This window comes from Micromonospora sp. WMMC250 (assembly GCF_027460215.1).
In the GTDB taxonomy this organism is placed as follows: domain Bacteria; phylum Actinomycetota; class Actinomycetes; order Mycobacteriales; family Micromonosporaceae; genus Micromonospora; species Micromonospora taraxaci.
Map to the genome: position 1 here is coordinate 2,205,077 of NZ_JAPZBJ010000002.1, position 17,742 is coordinate 2,222,818.

17 protein-coding genes are annotated in these 17,742 nt (G+C 70.8%); 3 read left to right on the plus strand and 14 right to left on the minus strand.

All coding sequences use genetic code 11. The features are described 5' to 3' along the window. Positions 1-15: 15 nt before the first annotated feature. The 14 genes from O3438_RS09525 to O3438_RS09590 form a co-directional block, all read right to left on the minus strand. Positions 16-1,131 carry an acyl-CoA dehydrogenase family protein gene (locus O3438_RS09525; protein ID WP_269679617.1) on the minus strand — a complete coding sequence of 372 codons (1,116 nt, stop codon included), beginning with the start codon at positions 1,129-1,131 and terminating at the stop codon, positions 16-18. Positions 1,132-1,204: 73 nt separating this feature from the next. Continuing rightward, positions 1,205-2,098, minus strand: coding sequence for an NmrA/HSCARG family protein (locus O3438_RS09530; protein ID WP_269679618.1), 894 nt, complete (start codon positions 2,096-2,098; stop codon positions 1,205-1,207). A 43-nt stretch (positions 2,099-2,141) separates the two neighbouring features. After that, positions 2,142-2,960: a DUF6081 family protein gene (locus O3438_RS09535; protein ID WP_269679619.1), complete on the minus strand. Its 819-nt coding sequence runs from the start codon at positions 2,958-2,960 to the stop codon at positions 2,142-2,144. Positions 2,961-3,051: 91 nt separating this feature from the next. Beyond that, positions 3,052-3,450: a PPOX class F420-dependent oxidoreductase gene (locus O3438_RS09540; protein WP_269679620.1), complete on the minus strand. Its 399-nt coding sequence runs from the start codon at positions 3,448-3,450 to the stop codon at positions 3,052-3,054. A gap of 9 nt (positions 3,451-3,459) precedes the next feature. Continuing rightward, complete coding sequence (locus tag O3438_RS09545) at positions 3,460-5,049, minus strand: MFS transporter (protein WP_269679621.1); 1,590 nt, start codon at positions 5,047-5,049, stop codon at positions 3,460-3,462. A 22-nt stretch (positions 5,050-5,071) separates the two neighbouring features. Further along, complete coding sequence (locus O3438_RS09550; protein WP_269679622.1) at positions 5,072-5,989, minus strand: NADP-dependent oxidoreductase; 918 nt, start codon at positions 5,987-5,989, stop codon at positions 5,072-5,074. An 87-nt stretch (positions 5,990-6,076) separates the two neighbouring features. After that, on the minus strand, positions 6,077-6,745 hold the full coding sequence (locus O3438_RS09555) for a hypothetical protein (protein WP_269679623.1): 669 nt from the start codon (positions 6,743-6,745) through the stop codon (positions 6,077-6,079). Between the two features lie 73 nt (positions 6,746-6,818). Beyond that, on the minus strand, positions 6,819-7,805 hold the full coding sequence (locus O3438_RS09560; RefSeq protein ID WP_269679624.1) for a quinone oxidoreductase family protein: 987 nt from the start codon (positions 7,803-7,805) through the stop codon (positions 6,819-6,821). Between the two features lie 24 nt (positions 7,806-7,829). Then, positions 7,830-8,756 carry a 3-hydroxyacyl-CoA dehydrogenase NAD-binding domain-containing protein gene (locus tag O3438_RS09565; RefSeq protein ID WP_269679625.1) on the minus strand — a complete coding sequence of 309 codons (927 nt, stop codon included), beginning with the start codon at positions 8,754-8,756 and terminating at the stop codon, positions 7,830-7,832. Between the two features lies 1 nt (position 8,757). Further along, on the minus strand, positions 8,758-9,192 hold the full coding sequence (locus O3438_RS09570; RefSeq protein WP_269679626.1) for an SgcJ/EcaC family oxidoreductase: 435 nt from the start codon (positions 9,190-9,192) through the stop codon (positions 8,758-8,760). 27 nt (positions 9,193-9,219) lie between these two features. Beyond that, on the minus strand, positions 9,220-9,693 hold the full coding sequence (locus O3438_RS09575) for an acetyl-CoA carboxylase biotin carboxyl carrier protein (protein WP_269679627.1): 474 nt from the start codon (positions 9,691-9,693) through the stop codon (positions 9,220-9,222). 9 nt (positions 9,694-9,702) lie between these two features. Beyond that, positions 9,703-10,485, minus strand: a complete 783-nt coding sequence (locus O3438_RS09580) for an SDR family NAD(P)-dependent oxidoreductase (protein WP_269679628.1) — start codon at positions 10,483-10,485, stop codon at positions 9,703-9,705. A gap of 108 nt (positions 10,486-10,593) precedes the next feature. Next, positions 10,594-11,946: an acetyl-CoA carboxylase biotin carboxylase subunit gene (locus O3438_RS09585; RefSeq protein ID WP_269679629.1), complete on the minus strand. Its 1,353-nt coding sequence runs from the start codon at positions 11,944-11,946 to the stop codon at positions 10,594-10,596. Next, the gene (locus O3438_RS09590; protein WP_269679630.1) at positions 11,943-13,652 is read right to left on the minus strand and encodes an acetyl-CoA carboxylase carboxyltransferase subunit alpha; all 1,710 of its coding nucleotides are present in this window, start codon (positions 13,650-13,652) and stop codon (positions 11,943-11,945) included. The genes O3438_RS09585 and O3438_RS09590 overlap by 4 nt, the downstream gene beginning before the upstream one ends. A 185-nt stretch (positions 13,653-13,837) precedes the next feature. Between O3438_RS09590 and O3438_RS09595 the strand changes: the two genes are divergently transcribed. The 3 genes from O3438_RS09595 (at position 13,838) to O3438_RS09605 (ending at position 17,731) form a co-directional block, all read left to right on the plus strand. Further along, positions 13,838-14,359 (plus strand): flavin reductase family protein, encoded by a 522-nt coding sequence (locus O3438_RS09595; RefSeq protein WP_269679631.1) that lies wholly within the window; start codon positions 13,838-13,840, stop codon positions 14,357-14,359. A gap of 660 nt (positions 14,360-15,019) precedes the next feature. Continuing rightward, positions 15,020-15,871: an AfsR/SARP family transcriptional regulator gene (locus O3438_RS09600; RefSeq protein ID WP_269679632.1), complete on the plus strand. Its 852-nt coding sequence runs from the start codon at positions 15,020-15,022 to the stop codon at positions 15,869-15,871. A gap of 441 nt (positions 15,872-16,312) precedes the next feature. Further along, on the plus strand, positions 16,313-17,731 hold the full coding sequence (locus O3438_RS09605; RefSeq protein ID WP_269679633.1) for a family 43 glycosylhydrolase: 1,419 nt from the start codon (positions 16,313-16,315) through the stop codon (positions 17,729-17,731). Positions 17,732-17,742: the final 11 nt, after the last annotated feature.

The following is a 17,742-nucleotide window of genomic DNA, read 5'->3' on the forward strand; positions in this document are numbered from 1 at the left end:
GGAAGTGTGGTGTCGTCAGCGGCCGGCGAGCAGCCGGCCGGCGTAGGCGCTGGCCGCGGTGCCGAACTGCAGGCCGATGTGGCTGGCCGCCGCGTGGGCGTCCCGCCAGAACCGCTGCAGCGGGTTGTTCTCGGCCTGGGCGCGGGTGCCCGCCGTGGTGAAGAGTCGGTCCGTCGCCGCGACCAGCGTCTCGGCGGCGAGGGCGCAGTCGCGGGAGCCGCGGGTCACCGCCAGCGGGGTCACGCCGCCCGCGTCCGCCACCCGCGCCACCCGTTCCAGGAGGAGCTGCGCCGCGTCGATCTCGCCGTGCGCCCGCGCCAGGGTCTGTTCGTACGCTCCCCGGTCGAGGGCCGAGATCGCGTTCGAGCCACCACCGAGCTTCTCGGCGACCCACGGGGTCCAGGCCGCCGCCGCGCCTCGCGCCGCTCCCAGGACCGGCACGGCGAAGGCCAGGCCGTTGACGGCGCGCATCGGCACGGTGTGGCAGATCGCCTCGGCGGCCACCGCGTCGCCGGTGGCGATGCTCTCCCGGCTGCAACCGCGCTCGCTCGGGACGAAGACGTCGTCCAGGATCAACGCGTTGCTGCCGGTGCCCCGCATGCCCATGGTGTGCCAGGTGTCGGCGATCCGGTAGGTGTCGCGCGGCACCGCGAAGAACCACGGCTGCGGACGGTCCGCACCCGGCGTCATCGCGCAGACCAGGGCCCAGTCGGAGTACTCGACGATGCTGACGAACGGCCAACTGCCGGACAGACGCCAGCCGCCCTCGGTGGGCTCGGCCCGACCCAGGGGCATCAGCGCCCCGACGACCAACGCGTCCGGCCCGTCCGACCAGACCTCGGCCTGGCCCTCGACCGGCAGGTACGCGGTCATCCGGCCCAGCGCCGCGGTGAGCGAAGCGCACCAGGCGGTCGACACGCACGCCTCGCCCAGCACCGCCACCGGCTCGACCAGACCGGTGAACGTCGAGGCCCGGCCACCGAACCGGGTCGGCACGAAGTGCCTGGCGAACCCGGCCGCAACGACTCCCCGGACCACCTCCGGGTCCAGTCTGCGGTTGGTCTCCGCGTCGGCGGCGTTCTTCGCCGCGAGCTCGACGACGTCACGTGTCGCCGCCAACAGATCCGGCATCTCGGCCCCCTCATCGATTCGGTTCAACCATGGCGTCGCGCGCTCGTACGCGACTCGTGTCGCGGTGGATCGGTCACTCGGTCGGCGCGGGCGGCAGCGGCTGCCAGTTGGTCTTCGCCAGCCACTGGTCGAGGGTGAGCAGCCCGGGGAACTGGGCCCGCAGTGCGGGAATGTCGGCGTGGTAGCCGATGCCGTTGAGCCAGCGGTAGGAGATGGACTGCCAGACCAGACCTTCCTCGTGCAGCTGGTCCAGCGGCACCGACTCGAACCGGGCCGGGAGGCCGGTGTGTCGGCCGAACGCGGCGGCGAGTTCGTCGCCGGTCACCTCGTCACCGGCGAGTTCGATCTTCGCTCCGATGTGCCGGTTGGGGTTGTCGAAGGCATCGGCCGCGAAGTAGCCGATGTCCGGTCCGCTGATCATCTGGAGGGTGTTGGTCGGGCCCAGGCCGCGCCGGAACACCAACTCCCCGTCGACCAGGACGAGCGGTGACATGTCGTGGTTGAGGTTCTCCATGAAGTACGAGGGGCGTAGGAAGGTGAACGGCAGCCCGTTCTCGACGATCCGCTGCTCGATGGCGAGCTTGGACAGCCGCCAGTTGATGCCCTCGGGCCGCTCGGCGCCGCCCACGGAGCTGTGCACGTAGTGCTGGACGCCGAACTCCTTCGCCGCGTCCGCGCAGGTCTTGCCGTGCCGCTCCTCACCCTCCACACCGTGCTCGCTCATCGGGGTCTGGATGCTGAACACCCCGTAGACGTCCTTCATCGCCTGCCGTACCGAGTCGGCGTCCTCCAGGTCGCCGACCGCGAGGGTCGCGCCCAGGTCGGCCAAGGCCCTGGCCTTCGCGGCGTTCGGGTCGCGGACGAACGCGCGGACCGACCAGCCGCGCCGCAGAAGGTGTCGGGCGGTCGACCCACCCTGCTTGCCGGTGGCACCGAGCACGAGCACGGTCTTGTCGGAAGAAGACACGGTTGACCTCCAGAGGTGACGGAAGGAGAGGTGGCGGGTGGCGTCAGGAACGTGGGACGGCGGTGACCCGCAGCCGGCCGGCGGACAGCTCGACGCCCTGGCCGTACATGCGGTCGGCGAACAGGCCGAGGCCGTAGCTGAACTGGCCGGGCAACACCGACTCCTCGACACCGCCGTTGTCGCGCTTGAGGTACGCCGCGTCGAGGCAGCGCGTGCCGACCCGGTCGACCGACAGCACCTCCGCACCGTCGACCCGCCAGCGGGCCGTGCCGGTCGCCCGCTCGAAGGAGACCTCCAACCGGTGCACCTGCTCGGGCCTGCGGTCGGCCACCGGCACCGCGTAGGTGAACGCCGCGAACCGCGCCTCCGGACGCAGCGCCAGCCGCTCGTACACCGCGTAGAGGCGGTGGTGCGTGAGGAAGAAGTCGAACACGATGCCGGATTCCAGGTCGACGGAGATGAGCCCTCCGGCGCCGAGCCGGATGTCGACAGTGGCGTCGGCGACGTCGTCGTACGGGTGGGTGTCCAGCCCGAACCCGCGCAGTGCCACGTCGGCCGACACGGTCAGCAGTTGCCCGTCGACGGTCTCGAAACCCGGGCGGCCGGACGGGGACACGTGCGTGGTGAACGCCGCCCACCGCAGGTGCTGCACCGGCGTCGCCGGCTGCGCGAAGGCCGGCGCGCCGGAACGGGCGTCGACCCCGGTCGGTACGACCACCAGGCCGTCGGGGGTGGTACGGACGACGCCGTCACCTGTCGGCAGGGCGTCGACGGGGCGGAGCCGCCAGGGCGCCCCCGCCCCGCTGCGTACGCCGTCGGTGAAGTCGTCCTCGAAGAGTTGCTGCGCTGTCGGTGCCGTCATCTGCGCCCCTCCCGGCTGTCCCGCGGTTGCAGGTCAACGGTGTCAGGGCGGGCTCGCGGCCCACTCGAAGAGCGCTATGTCGGCTGGTCGGTCACGGCTCGACGTCGCGGCCGGCCATCGGCGCGTCGTCGATCCCCCAGGTGATGATGCGACGCGGCCTGATTCGGATCATCGCCGATCCGAAGTAGGGGTGCGGCGGCTCCACGTCCACCAGTGCCTCGGCGTGGCCGCGGATCTCGACGCCCCGGGCCTTCCACGGGTTGGTCGAGGCCAGGTCGTCGACGACGAACGCCACCCGTGGGTCGGCCTTGATGTTGCGGAACTTACGGCTGGACGTCAGGTTGTGACCGCCGATGTCGATCGTGCCGGTGGTCGGGTTGTAGGTGAAGGCGACCGGGTTGTTCTGCGGGGCGCCGCTGGGCGCGACCGAGGCCAACCGGCCCAGTCGCTGCGAGGTCAGGTACTCGATCTCCACATCGGTGAAGGACATCGGCTCATCCTAGGGCTTCGGTGACGATTCGACTGCGTAGCGCTGTGGTCGGCCGGGGATCGGCGCGGTGGGCTTCTCCTGGGTCGGCAGCGTCCGAGGCAGCCAGCGCAGGGTGACCGCCGCCCCGGCCAGCGCCAACACTGCCGCGAGCACCGCGGTGAGGTGCATCGCGTCGATGAACGCCGCGCGGGCCGCCGCGACCAGGGTGTCGGTGTCGCCGCCCCACACGTGCGCGGCGGCCAGCGTCGCGTCGAGCGACTCGCCCGCGTCGTGCCGTGCCGCAGCAGGCAGCACCGTCAACTCGTCGGAGACGCCCGCGCGGTAGGTCGACGCGAGCACCGAACCGAGCACCGCCACCCCGAGCACGTTGCCCACCTGCCGGATGGTGTTGTTCATCGCCGAACTGACCCCGGCCTTCTCCCGGGGAACGGCGGTCATGATGGACATCGACGCGGCCGGCAGCACCGCGGCCATCCCGCCGCCCAGCAGGGCGAACATCGGCACCAGCGCCCACGGTGGTGTGTGCTGACGGACCAGGGCCACCCCGAGCAGCGCGGCGCCCACCGACAGGAGCCCGGCGGTACAGACCGCCCTGGGCCCGTGCCGGCGAACCGCCACCGCGCTGAGCGGGCCGACCACGACGTTGGCGGCGGCCAGCGCCAGCGTGAAGGAACCCGCGCGCAGCGGACTGAAGCCGCGCACGCTCTGCAGGTAGAACGCGCTGAAGAACAGGAAACCCAGCATCGCGAAGGACACGAAGCCGACCGCCGCCAGCGCGGCGGAGAAGGCCGGATCGCGCAGGAAGGACAGCTCGAAGGCGGGCTGGGCGGCACGCCGCTCGTGGCGGACGAACAGCCACAGCGCGGCCACGCCGACCAGGATCGGCGCCCACACCCGCACGTCGGTCAGGGTGCCCAGTCGGCCTCCGGCGATCACTCCGTACACCAGCGCGGCCAGACCGGCGACCGACAGCCCCACACCCGGCAGGTCCAGGCCCCGGTCGGGGTGTCCCCGGCTCTCCGGCACCACCAGCAGCACGGCGACGACGCAGCCGAGCACCAGCGGCACGTTGACCAGGAAGATCGAGCCCCACCAGAACCGGGACAGCAGAAGCCCGCCGGTGATCGGCCCGATGGCCAGGGCGAAGCCCACCGCCCCGGCCCAGACCCCGATCGCCCGGGGCCGCTCGCGCATCGGGAAGACCGCCGCGATCACGGCCAGCGTGGACGGCATGACCGCGGCGGCGCCGACGCCCATCACGGCCCGGGTGATGATCAAGGTCGGAGGGCTGTCGGCGTACGCCGAGGCCAGCGACGCCAGCCCGAACACCGCCAGCCCGAACAGCAGCAGACGACGTCGGCCGAAGCGGTCGGCCGCCGCGCCGCAGGCGAAGAGCAACGCCGCGAAGACCAGGGTGTACGAGCTGAGGATCCACTCCAACTGACTGTGCGTCGCGCCGAGACCGTGCCGAGGATCGGTGAGGGTCCGTAGCGCGACGTTCAGCACGGTGTTGTCCAGGATGATCGACAGTAGGCAGCACACCAGCACCGCGAGGATCCGCCAGCGTCGAGGGTGTCCGGAGTCGGGGGGCGGCGGCACGGTGTCCTCCAGGTGGAAGCCGTCAGACGACGAGGGCGAGCTTCCCGCGTACGTGCCCGGCCTCGGCCTCGCGGTGGGCGTCGGCGGCCTGCCGCAGCGGGTAGGTGCGCTGCACGTGCAGCCGCAGGCCGCCCTCGTCGTACAGCTGGGTCAGGGCGGCCAGGGTCTCCGCGGACCGCTCGCCGCGCAGCATGGTGATCCCGTGCTGGCCGGCGGCGCGGAAGTTGGCGATGGTGCCGATGCTCGCGCGGTCCGGCACCAGCGCCAGCGACACGTCCAGCGCCTCCTGGCCGCCGTGGGCGTCGAGTGCGACGTCCACACCCGCCGGGGCCAGCGCCCGGACGCGGTCGGCGAGGCCGGGGCCGTAGGCGACCGGCTCCGCGCCGAGAGACCGCAGGTAGTCGTGGTTGCCGGGGCTGGCGGTGCCGATGACCGTCGTCGCGCCGAAGGCCCGGGCCAGTTGCACCGCGACGGTGCCGACGCCGCCGGCGGCGGCGTGCACCAGCACGGTCTGCCCGGTGGTGACCTGTAGGGCACGCAGCGCGTTGTACGCCGTCTGGCCCACCGCGGAGAGCGAGCCGGCGGCCTCCCACGACAGGTCGGCGGGCTTGGTGACGACCTGGTCGACGCCGACGACGAGCACCTCGGTGTACGACTGCATGAAGGCGAAGCCCAGCACCTCGTCGCCGACGGCGAAGCCTGTCACGTCCGGCCCGGTCTGGTCGACCACGCCGGCGAACTCGTTGCCGAGCACCTGCGGGAAGGTTGCCGGGTAGATGGACTGCATGAACCCGGACCGGATCCGACAGTCGATCAGGTTGACGCCGGCGGCCCGCACGCGCACGCGGAGCTGGCCGGGCCCGGCGGACGGCTCGGGCACCTCCAACGGTCGCAGAACGTCAGCGTCGCCGAACTCAGTGATCGCCATCGCGAGCGGCATGAGGGTTCCTTTCAGTGCTTTTGGTAAGTGGAGTCCCATTGTCGCGGAGAGGGGCGGGCCCCGGTGTCCCGACGCCCGCCCCGTACGTCACTTGGTGACTGTCACCCGCGCCAGCTCCACCGGCGGCAGGGCCGGGTCGGGGAAGCACTGGAACGGACCCCACTCGTTCAGGATCGGCTGGTAGCGGAACCAGCCGAAGCCCGGCTCCACGTAGCTGCGGCCACCGGAGGCGAACACGACGGCACCGGCCTTCTTCCCCGCCTTCAGGTGCACCGACAGGGACGGGAGGTCGAACTCGACGCCACCCGTGAACGGGCCGCTGCTGCGCACGACCAGTGCGTCGTCGCGCTCCTCGACCCAGGTGAACGCCGCACCCAGACCGGAGCCGCCGACCAGCGAGTAGCTCTTGACCTTGGCGTCACGCGGGATCGCGTAGGCCACCTGGACGTCGGTCACGGTCTGGTTGTACTCCGCGAACGCGGTGATCGGCGTGGGGTCGAGCGTCACGTCGAACTCGGCCCCGGCGGCGACCGAGGCCGGTGCCGTGACGTCGAAGTCACGGCTGTAGACGACCGGGTGGAAGCCCTGCTGCACGGTGGTGCGGCAGTCGTAGGCGACGGTGCTGTGGGTGGTCACCGGCGTCGGCTGTGTGGCCGCGCCGGCACTGGTGTTCGCGACACCCACCGATGCGAGCACCCCGCTGAGCGCCACGGCACCCATGCCGAATCGCCCGATCCATCTCCTGTTTCCTGCCATCTCATCTCCTTGTGAGGTACCGGAACGAACCACAATGGACGCTACGGACGGTGACCTGAGCCTGGCTCGAAGCTCAGTCCAGACCCGGTATGAGCACCACCCGACCGGGGTGGGCCCGGCTCTCCACCAGCTCGTGGGCCCGCGCGGCGGCGGTCAACGGCAGTCGCGCGTGCACTGACGAGCGGAGCCGCCCGTCGAGCAGCCGGGAGGTCAGGTCGTCGAGGACCTCGCGGTACTCGTCGGGTCGACTGCCCCGCCACGCCGACAGGGCGAACCCGGTGACGTAGCGCAGACCGATCAGCTTCATCAGCGGCACCGTGGGCACGGCCAGCTCGGCCGCCGAGGAGCCGTAGAAGACCAGGCGACCGCCGGCCGCGAGCAGGTCGAGGCCCTGCTCGACGACATCCCCGCCGATGCTCTCCAGGACGACGTCGACGCCACGGCCACCCGTGGCGGAGCGCACCTCGGCCGCCCAGTCGGCCCGCGTGTAGTCCACCGCCACGTCCGCGCCGAGCGAGAGGGCGAAGTCGCGCTTCGACGCCGAGCCCGCGGTCGCCACGACCAGGCTCGCGCCTGCCGCCTTCGCCAGTTGCACGGCCAGGTGGCCGATGCCGCCGGCGGCGGCGTGCACCAGAACCGTGTCCCCCTTGCGCAGCAACGCGGTGCGCAGCACACCACCGGCGATCAGACCGGTGCCCGGCAGCACCGCCGCCTCGGCCGCGTCCACCGACTCCGGCACCGGCACGAGGGTGGCGGCGTCGACAACGACCTCCTCGGCGTACGCGCCGTAGAGCGTGAAGGCGCCGACCCGGTCGCCGACCCGGACACCTGTCACGTCGTCACCGACCCCGGTGATCCGCCCGACCACGTCACCGCCCAACACCACCGGGAACACCGGTCTCCACATCGGCGCCGGGAAGACGTCGCGCCGCATCTGCGTCTGCGCGTGGCCCACGCTGATCGCCTCGGCCCGGATCCGCACCTCGCCCGGACCGGGCTGCGGCCGGGCGACGTCGGCGGCGACGAGCACCTCCGGCCCGCCGTAACTGTCGAACTGCATCACTCGCATCTGCGCGCGCTCCAATCAGGAAGGTTCGGCCCGGGCACGGGCGAGGGCGTCGAGCACCGCCAGGTGCATCCGGTCGCGTTCGGCTGCCAGCTCGGCGTAGGTGCGGTCGCCGTACGCCTGCTCGGTCTGCGTGACCAGCAGCTCCCGGGTCTGTTCGGTCAGGGGCGGGGTGCCCAGCTGGGCCCAGCCCCGTTCCAGGCCGGCGCCCAGGTGCGACAGCCACCCGCGCAGGCCACCCTCCCCACCCCCCAGGTGGAACGCCTGGAACGGGCCCATGGTCGACCAGCGCAGGCCGATCGAGTTGGTGACGAGGTCGTCGAGTTCCGGCACCGTCAGCACCCCCTCCACGACAAGGTGGATGCACTCGCGCAGTAACGCCGACTGGAGCCGGTTGGCGGCGAAGGCCGGCAGGGCGCGGCGGAGCAGCACCGGCTGCCGACCCACCGACCGGAGGAATGTCATCGCCTGGTCGACGGCCGCCGGTGCGGTGGCGTCGCCGGCGACGACCTCCACCAGCGGCACCAGGTGTGGCGGGTTGAACGGATGACCCACGACCAGCCGGGCGGGGTCCCGCATCCGGGCGCCGAGGTCGTCGGGGACCAGCTTCGACGTCGATGACAGCAGCAGCGCCTGGGTGCCGGCCCGCTCGATGCTGGCGAACAGCTGCTGCTTCAGCTCCAGGTCGTCGGGCACGTTCTCGGAGACGACCTCGGCGTCGACGACCGCGCGGGCCAGGTCCGGCTCGAACTCGATCCGGTCCAGCAGCGCCGCCGGATCCGGCGCCCCCGGCAACGCGGGCGCGAACAGCTCCAGCCCGGCCCGTACCACCTTCTCGGCCTCCGGCCGGCGGCTGACCACCCGCACCGGCAACCCGTGCGCGGTGAACAGCGCGATCCAGCCGGTCCCGATGGTGCCGGCGCCGATGACGACGACCGCACCCACGTCAACGGTCCTGGTCGTGGTCGACGCGACGCGACGCGAGCCGCAGATCGCCGTCGACCCGGACCAGCACGTCACGTACGACGCAGCTCGGCCCGATCTCCGGCTGCTTCTCCCCCGGATGCACGGTGAGCACCAGGGCGTAGCTCGTCGAGTCGATCCCGCCGTCCAGGCGGTGGTCCAACACGACGTGGTTGAACCAGTGCCGCCGCTGCACCGGCGCACCGGAGAAGCGCCGGCGGTGGAACTCGGTCAGCTCGGCGGCGATGCCGGCACGGGTCCGGGCCGGCGGCAGACCGGGCGAGTGGGTGAACTCGCCGTCGTCGGTGAAGCTGTCGGCGTACGCCTGGAAGTCACCGCCGTCGAGCGCCTGCATCTGCCGGGCGTAGAACTGCAGCACCTCGGCGTAGAGGTCGGTCGAGACACCGGTCGTGATCATGGTTCCTCCTCGATTCTGGGCGGCGGTTCAATCCGCCTCGGTCGCGGACAGGGCGACGAGCGGTGTGTCGTACTCGACCGCCGCGCCGTCGGCGACCAGGACGTCGAGAACGGCTCCGGGCACGTCCACGGTGACGGGGATCATGAGCTTCATCGCCTCGACGATGCCGATCTGCTGACCGGCCGCGACCTGGTCGCCGACCTGCACGAAGGGCGGGCTGCCCGGTTGCGGGGCACGGTAGAAGACCCCCACGGTCGGGGCCCGGACGAGCAGCCGGTCGTCGGCCGGGGTGTCCGACACGTCCGTCGCCGCGCGCGCCGGTGCCGCCGTCGCGGTGCCGCCGACACCCTCGCCGGCCGCCCATTCGGCGGTCACCGTGACCGCTCCTGCGGTGATCTCCAGTCGGGCCGGTGGGTCACGGAAGCCGGAGAGCAGCCGCAGCACGCTGTGCTCGACGGTTTCCAGCAGGTGCTGGTCGTCTCTGGTCTCTGCCTGCGTCACGGCCGACCCCTAGTAGTTTCCGAGCCCGCCGCAGACGTTCAACGCCTGCGCGGTCACCGCGTCCGCGGCCGGGTGGACCAGGTAGCCGACCATCGCCGCCACCTCGTCGGGCTGGACGTAGCGGCCGATGGGCACCCGGGCGTTGACCCGTTCGAGCACCTCGTCCGGGGGCACCTGCCAGAGGCCGGAGTAGACCTCCCGGACCCGCTGCGCCATCGGTGTCTCCACGAACCCGGGGCAGACCGCGTTGACGGTGACGCCGGTCTTGGCCAGTTCCAGGCCGAGGGCCTTGGTCAGCCCGACGACGCCGTGCTTCGACGCCGAGTACGGCGCACCGTGCAGCACCCCCTGTTTGCCGCCGGTGGAGGCGATGTTGATGATCCGTCCCCATCCCCGGCCGAGGATGCCGCCGTTGTTCAACACCTCCTTGCTGACCAGGAAGACACTGTTGAGGTTCGTGTTGATCACGTCGAACCAGAGTTCGTCAGGAATCTCGGCGGTGACACCTCCGCCGGAGCGGCCGGCGTTGTTGACCAGGATGTCGATGGGCCCGAACCGCTCGACGGCGGCCCGGACGAACGCCCGTACCTCCGTCGGCGACGTCACGTCACAGGTGCTCCCGTCCACCTGCAATCCCTCGTCGCCGAGGGACTTGACGGTCTCGGCGAGGGTCTGCTCGCTCCGACCACAGAGGTAGACCGACACGCCGTCGCGCGCGAGATGACGGGCGATCGCCAACCCGATGCCGCTCGTCGCGCCGGTGACCAGCGCGACCCGTTTGTCCTGCGTCATTGTTCCTCCGTTGCGAGTTGGTGTGCCGGACGGCCGCACGCGCCGGGCGACGGTGTCCAGGCTGTCGGCCGGTGCTCGAAGCCCGGTCGAGTACGTCTGGAGCGGCTCTCAGCGCAGTTGGTCGACGAGCGCGGTGCTGTGTGTCGCGGTGCGGAACGCGTCCGTGGCGAGCACGTCGGCGAGGAAGTCGGTGGTGGTGCTGACCCGTTCGCCGGCGACGTGGAACTCCCCCAGCGCGCGAAGCATCCGGGCGATCGCCTGGTCCCGCTGTGGCGCCCAGACCACCAGCTTGGCCAGCAACGAGTCGTAGTTGGGCGGGACGAGGTACCCCTGGTACGCGTGGGTGTCCACTCGGACGAAGGGACCACCGGCCGGGATGAACTCGGTCAACCGCCCGGGGGTCGGCGCGAAGCCGTGCCGTGGGTCCTCGGCGTTGATCCGGCACTCGATCGCCACCCCGGAGAGCCGTACGTCCTCCTGGGTAAGGCGTAACGGCCGGCCGGCGGCGATCCGGATCTGCTCCGCCACCAGGTCCACCCCGGTCACCATCTCGGTGACCGGATGTTCCACCTGGATCCGGCAGTTGACCTCCATGAAGTAGAAGCCGCCGGAAGGGTCGACCAGGAACTCGAAGGTGCCCGCGCCGACGTACCCGGCCGCGAGCGCTCCGGCGACGGCGGCCTTGCCCATCTGTTCGGCGAGGCCGTCCGGCAGGTTGGGCGCCGGGGTCTCCTCGATCAGCTTCTGGTGCCGGCGCTGCACGCTGCAGTCCCGCTCCCCCAGGTGGACCGCGTGTCCGTGCCCGTCGCACAGCACCTGGATCTCCACGTGCCGGGCTTCGGCGAGGTACCGCTCCACGTACACCTCGCCGTTGCCGAAGAGCATCCGGGCGGTCGCCTGGGTACGCCGGTAGGCGTCCGGGAACTCGGCCGAGGAGCGCACGACCTGCATGCCCCGACCGCCACCGCCGGCGGTGGCCTTCACGATCACCGGGTAGCCGATCCGGTCGGCGAGCCGATGCGCCTCCTCGGCGGAGAGCGGGTCCAGGCTGCCGGGCAGCAGCGGCAGACCAGCCTCGGACATCAACGTGCGGGCCGACGCCTTGTCGCCCAGCTGCGCCATCACCGCGGCCGGGGGGCCGATCAGCGTGATGCCCTCGGCGGCACAGGCGTCGGCGAAGTCGGGGTCCTCGGAGAGGAAGCCGTAGCCGGGGTGGATGGCGTCGGCCCCGGTCATCCGCGCCGCCTCCAGCACGGCGGCGGCATTGAGGTAGCTCAGCTTCGGCGGAGCCGGACCGAGTTGCACCGCCTCGTCGGCCAGGCGGACGACCCGCGACTCCCGATCGACGGTGGAGTGCACAGCGACGCTGGCGACGCCCAGCTCCCGGCACGCCCGGACGACACGCACCGCGATCTCGCCCCGGTTGGCGATGAGGACCTTGTGGAAGAGTCGGGCCGTCACGAGACCTCCTCCCGCAGCGGCCGCAGCCCGGTCTCGACCGTGAGGGCCGTTCCGAAGGCGTTGAAGCGTTCCCGCCGGTCGGCGACGAGAGCCTGCGGTGTCATGTCCGACAGTTCGCCGATGAGCGGAACCAGTGCCGCCCGCAGCCGGTCGGCCGCGCGCAGGGGGTCCTCGCCCGTGCCACCGTCGGGCTCGGGGATGACGCCGTCGACGATCCCGAGCCGTAGCAGGTCCCGGGCGGAGCCGCCGAGCGCCGCGGCGGCCCGGGGAGCGGCGGCCGGGTCCTGCCACAGGATCACCGCGCACCCCTCGGGGCTGATCACGGAGTAGACGCCATTGCCGAAGATCAGCACCCGGTTCGCCACGGCCAGCGCCAGGGCGCCGCCGCTTCCACCCTCGCCGATGATCACGGTGACGACGGGCACCCGCAGACCGGCCATCAGCCGCAGGTTCTCGGCGATGGCCACCGCTTGGCCGCGTTCCTCGGCGTCCGCGCCGGGATACGCCCCCGGCGTGTCGACGAGGGTCACCACGGGCAGGCCCACCTTGTCGGCCAGGCGCATCAGGCGAGCCGCCTTGCGGTAGCCGTCCGGGCCGGGCATACCGAAGTTGCGCTGGTTCAGCTCGGCCGCCGTGTGTCCCTTCTGGTGGCCGATCACCATCACCGGCCGGCCGGCCAGCCGGGCTGTGCCGCCGACCACGGCGGGGCTGTCACCACCCGACCGGTCGCCGTGCAGTTCCTGGAAGTCGGTGAAGGCCATCGCCAGGTAGTCCAGGGTGGTGGGTCGGTCCAGCTTGCGGGCGAGGCGTACCTGCTCCCACGGGTCTGACTCGGGGAGCAGACCGGGATCACTGACCGTCGGCCCCGGCCGGCCGTCGTGAGTCGCTCCACGAGGGGGTACGGCGACCGCCGCCAACAGCCGGGACAGCTCGGCACGCAGGCGGTCACGCGGGACGACCAGATCCACGAAGCCCCGCTCCAGCAGGAACTCCGCCGTCTGGAACCGTTGCGGGAGCACCTGGTGGATGGTCTGCTCGATGACCCGGCGGCCGGCGAACCCGAGCCGGGCGCCCGGCTCGGCGACGATGACGTCGGCCAGGGTCGCGAAGGAGGCGGCGACGCCACCGTAGGTGGGGTCGGTGATCAGTGAGATGGTCAGGATGCCGGCGTCGTCGAGCTGCCCGAGCGCCGCGCTGGTGCGGGCCATCTGCATGAGCGCCAATGTCCCCTCCTGCATCCGGGCGCCGCCCGAGGCGGTGGCGATGAGCAGCGGAATCCGCTCGACCAGCGCGGTCTCCGCGGCCATCGCGATCAGTTGACCGACACCGACACCGAGGCTGCCGCCCAGGAATCGGAAGTCCATCACGGCGACGACGACCGGGTGGCCGTCGATGGCGGCCCGGGCGCACACGACGGCCTCGTCCAGGCCGGTCCGGGCCCGCGCGTCGGCCAGCCGGCGAGGGTACGCGACGGTGTCGACGAAACCGAGGATGTCCTCGGTAACGGCGGGGAACGGCAGCGGTTCGAGCGTGCCGGGATCGACGAGTTGGTCGAGCCGTTCCGGCGCGGTGAGCCGTGCGTGGTGCCCGCACTCGGGGCAGACCTTCCGGCCACGCGTCCACCGCTTGCGGTACAACGGTGTCGTACAGCCCTGGCAGAGCACCCACTGCGCCTCCTCGGCGCCTCGGGTCGTCAATAGGGTCATCCGTCCTCCTCGGCGGACGCGTCGTTCGTGCGGACGCGGCTGGTCACCAACGATGCGGTCCGCCGCTCGAACATCGACCGGATTCGGATCGGGCCGTGTCGGCGGGGGTCGAGGCGGCATCGAGTGGTCTTCGAGGACGCGGGGGCACCGTGGACGGTGTTGACTCACCGACGAAGGGCCGTGCCGTGACGCCAGTGCATTCCTCGGACCTGGATGAGACCACGCGGCGCGACCTCGACCGGTCGGCCTTCACGGCGGCCATGTCGCGGTTCGCCTCGGGGGTGACCATCGTGACCACCGTCGACTCGGCGGGTGTCGCGCACGGCTTCACGGCCAGTTCCTTCTGTTCGGTCTCCCTGGAGCCACCGCTGGTCCTGGTCTGCCTGGCCCGCTCGGCGAACTCGTTCCCCGCCTTCGCCGACTGCGACCGGTTCGCCGTGAGCGTGCTGCGCGCCGAGCAGGCTGACCTGGCGATGCGGTTCGCCCGTAAGGGCGCCGACAAGTTCGCCCAGGGGCGGTTCGTGCTCGGAGCCGGCGGTGTGACGGTGGTGGACGGGGCGCTCGCGCTGCTGGAGTGCACCACCGAGCGCATCGACGAGGCTGGGGACCACGTCATCCTGCTGGGCCGGGTACGACAGGTCCGGGTGGACGACGGCAGGCCGGCCATCTACTTCAACCGGGCCTTCGGCACCCTCGTCAACCCCTAGCTGATCCTCGACGGTGGCGATCGAGTCGAACCGGGTCCAGCGACGGCTGGCGTCAAGGCGTTTACCGCACCCCGATCGGGCGGGACGCACCTCTCGTGCTGTCGGATGGACGGCGTCGCGCTCCGGCAGCCGGATCGGCACTGGGTGGTCCCGGTCCGCCGCCGCCCTGCTCACGGCCGCTTCCGGGGCCGACGTCGAGCCCTTCCGTCGCCACTGCCCACAATATTGTTACTGGCGCAATAATTGCTGGTAATAGCTGTTGCCCGACGACAAAGAGGGTCATCACACCTAAACGGACATTGAGAGGGAACAAACTGTGTCGGGACTCACAACGATCCCGCGATGGTCATTCGAAAACCAATCACCAACTGCCGGGTGTCCGATTGAAGGCACCAACAGAACCATTGACAGCGGTAGGTAGTAGTGATTGTGTACGCACGGTGAGCGCCGACGCCGATGGGGGGCCATCAGCGCCGATCGAGCACGGGGAGCACCTCCCGTCACGCCACGGGGCGGGGGCACGAATGACGAGCGCGACCTCGGACGACCGAGAGGACAAGCGACGGCAGCACGTCGAAAGACCGACCGGGGAAAATCAGCGGCACTGACGCACGTTGAACCCCGACACGACGGTCAAGTAACAGTTCATCGGGGGGAAGAATGGAATTCCTTGTTCTCGGATCACTGGAGATAATCACCGACGGCGGCAAGACCATACTGCTCGGAGTATCCAAGATCAGTCAGGTCCTCGCCCTTCTCGTCGCCCGGGCCGGCGAGGTCGTCAGCGTCGATACGCTGGTGGAGGAGCTGTGGGGGGATCGCCCGCCGAAGAGCGCCCTGACCACCCTCCAGACGTACGTCTACCACGCCCGCCGGATGTTCGCGCAGAACCAACTCACCGAGCCGGAACGCAACGTCCTGCTCACCCGACCACCCGGCTATCTCCTCGACGCCAGTGTCGACGAGACGGACGCCAGCCAGTTCCAACGGCTGCTGCGCCAGGGCTCGGAGAGCTTCCAGGCCGAGCGATGGGAAGAGGCGAGCGATCAGTTGCACGCCGCCCTGGCCCTGTTCCGTGGCTCGGCATTTGCGAGCGTGAACCAGGGCGCGGTCCTGGCGGCACACGCGGCCAATCTCGAGGAGTTGCGGACCAGGGCGATCGAGCTGCGTATCGAGGCACAGGCACGGCTGGGACGCCACCGCGAGATGGTTCCCGAGCTGCAGTCGCTGGTGATCGCCCGCCCACTCAACGAATGGTTCTACGGTCAGCTCATGGTGGCGCTGCACCGCTGCGGTCGACGCGCCGAGGCGCTGGAGGTCTACCAGCGGCTCCGTCGGGTCGTACGCGACGAGCTGGGCGTCGAGCCGACCGCCGAGATCCAACGGTTGCACCGGATCATGCTGGAACCGGTTCCACAGCGCGGGCCGGAGGCCGCCGACACCTTCCGCGAACTGCGGATCGCGTACGGACTGGAGGACAGGCTGGTGGAGTTGGGCGCCAGCCCCCGGTGACGCGCTCGGCCGGGCGCACCGGCCGAGCGCTCATGCCCGGCGTCGCGATCGAACCACCCCGGCGCACACCACAGGCCAATGACCCGCCGGCGATCCCCGCGACGATGCTGACGTGGCGGGGACGCCGGCGGTCCGGTGTTCGTCGAGCATGATCACCCGAGGGGTGGGGCAGGACCGCCGGACCTTGACATACATCGATGTTAACGCGAACATTGGTTCGCCACCTCGACGTAACGCCATCGTCATGTTTCCCCTGCCCGCTCACGCTTCCTCCTGGCGGGATGCCGTAGGTCGACCGTCCCCGGGTGGCGTCGTCTGGACGCTCACCAACCGCACGGAGGACAGATGTCGCTGCCACTCCCCCGCACCGGTCCGGTCATCTGCCCAGCAGTTCATTCCGCGCCAGCCGGCCGCCGTGGCTCGCGACGCCTACGGTCGGCAGTGGCAGCCGCGTTGGTGGTGCTCGCCGTGTCGGCCGGGCTCCCGGTCGCCGGCCCGGCGCAGGCCGCACCAGCCGTGAACTACACCAACCCGCTGGTGAACCAGCGAGCCGACCCGCACATCGTCCGGCACACCGACGGCTACTACTACATGACCGCGACAGTGCCGCAGTACGACCGGATCGTGCTACGACGCGCGACGACCCTGCAAGGGCTGGCGACAGCGACGGAGACGACGATCTGGAGCCGACACACCAGCGGAGAGATGGGCGCCCACATCTGGGCACCGGAGATCCACTTCATCAACAACCGGTGGTACGTCTACTTCGCCGCCGGCCGGACCGATGACGTGTGGCGGATCCGGATGTACGTGCTGGAGAACGCCAACGCGAACCCGCTGACCGGTTCGTGGACCGAACGCGGACGGATCACGACACCCTGGGACACCTTCAGCCTGGACGCCTCGACCTTCGTCGCCAACGGGGTGCGGTATCTGACCTGGGCCCAGCAGGAACCGGGCATGTCCAACAACTCCAACGTCTACCTCGCCCGGATGGGCGCGAACCCCTGGCAGATCACGGGCACGGTGACCCGCCTCGTGGTGCCGACGTACGACTGGGAGACCCGCGGCTACCGCGTCGCGGAGGGGCCGGCGGTGATCCAGCGCAACGGTCGTATCTTCCTGACCTACTCGGCCAGCGCCACCGACGCCAACTACTGCCTCGGAATGCTGACCGCCTCCGCCACCGCGAACCTGCTCGACGCCGCGTCCTGGAGCAAGAGCCCCACCCCGGTGTTCGCCAGCAACGCGGCCACCGGCCAGTACGGCCCCGGCCACAACTCCTTCACCGTCTCGGAGGACGGGCAGAGCGACATCCTCGTCTACCACGACCGCAACTACCGCGACATCAGCGGCGATCCGCTCAACGACCCGAACCGGCGGACCAGGCTCCAGAAGCTGTACTGGAACGCCGACGGCACGCCGAACTTCGGCATTCCGGTGCCCGACGGGGCCACCCCGGTCCGGCTGCGAGCACATGACCTGAGCGGCAGCTACGTACGGCACTACGACTACCGGGCCCGGATCGAGCCGAACGTGACCAACCTGGCCGACTCCCAGTTCCGCATCGTCAACGGCCTCGCCGGCGGCGGATCGGTGTCGCTGGAGTCGACCAACTTCCCCGGCTACTACCTGCGGCACCGCGGCTATGCGCTGTACGTCGAGAAGAACGACGGGTCGTCCCTCTTCGGCAACGACGCGAGCTTCCAACGCCGGGCCGGCCTGGCCGACAACTCCGGGCTCTCCCTGGAGTCGCAGAACTTCCCCGGACGGTACGTGCGTCACCGCGACGGACTGCTCTACATCGAGGCCGTCAGTTCGACCGCCGAGCGCGGCTCCGCCACCTTCCACAGCGAATAGCCGCCGCCCAC

Coding starts and splice junctions, on each gene's coding strand:
- O3438_RS09600 (WP_269679632.1), top strand. CDS start 15,020: ATGGAATTCCTTGTTCTCGGATCACTGGAGATAATCACCGACGGCGGC.
- O3438_RS09525 (WP_269679617.1), bottom strand. CDS start 1,131: ATGCCGGATCTGTTGGCGGCGACACGTGACGTCGTCGAGCTCGCGGCG.
- O3438_RS09560 (WP_269679624.1), bottom strand. CDS start 7,805: ATGCAGTTCGACAGTTACGGCGGGCCGGAGGTGCTCGTCGCCGCCGAC.
- O3438_RS09540 (WP_269679620.1), bottom strand. CDS start 3,450: ATGTCCTTCACCGATGTGGAGATCGAGTACCTGACCTCGCAGCGACTG.
- O3438_RS09535 (WP_269679619.1), bottom strand. CDS start 2,960: ATGACGGCACCGACAGCGCAGCAACTCTTCGAGGACGACTTCACCGAC.
- O3438_RS09550 (WP_269679622.1), bottom strand. CDS start 5,989: ATGCCGCTCGCGATGGCGATCACTGAGTTCGGCGACGCTGACGTTCTG.
- O3438_RS09555 (WP_269679623.1), bottom strand. CDS start 6,745: ATGGCAGGAAACAGGAGATGGATCGGGCGATTCGGCATGGGTGCCGTG.
- O3438_RS09580 (WP_269679628.1), bottom strand. CDS start 10,485: ATGACGCAGGACAAACGGGTCGCGCTGGTCACCGGCGCGACGAGCGGC.
- O3438_RS09590 (WP_269679630.1), bottom strand. CDS start 13,652: ATGACCCTATTGACGACCCGAGGCGCCGAGGAGGCGCAGTGGGTGCTC.
- O3438_RS09570 (WP_269679626.1), bottom strand. CDS start 9,192: ATGATCACGACCGGTGTCTCGACCGACCTCTACGCCGAGGTGCTGCAG.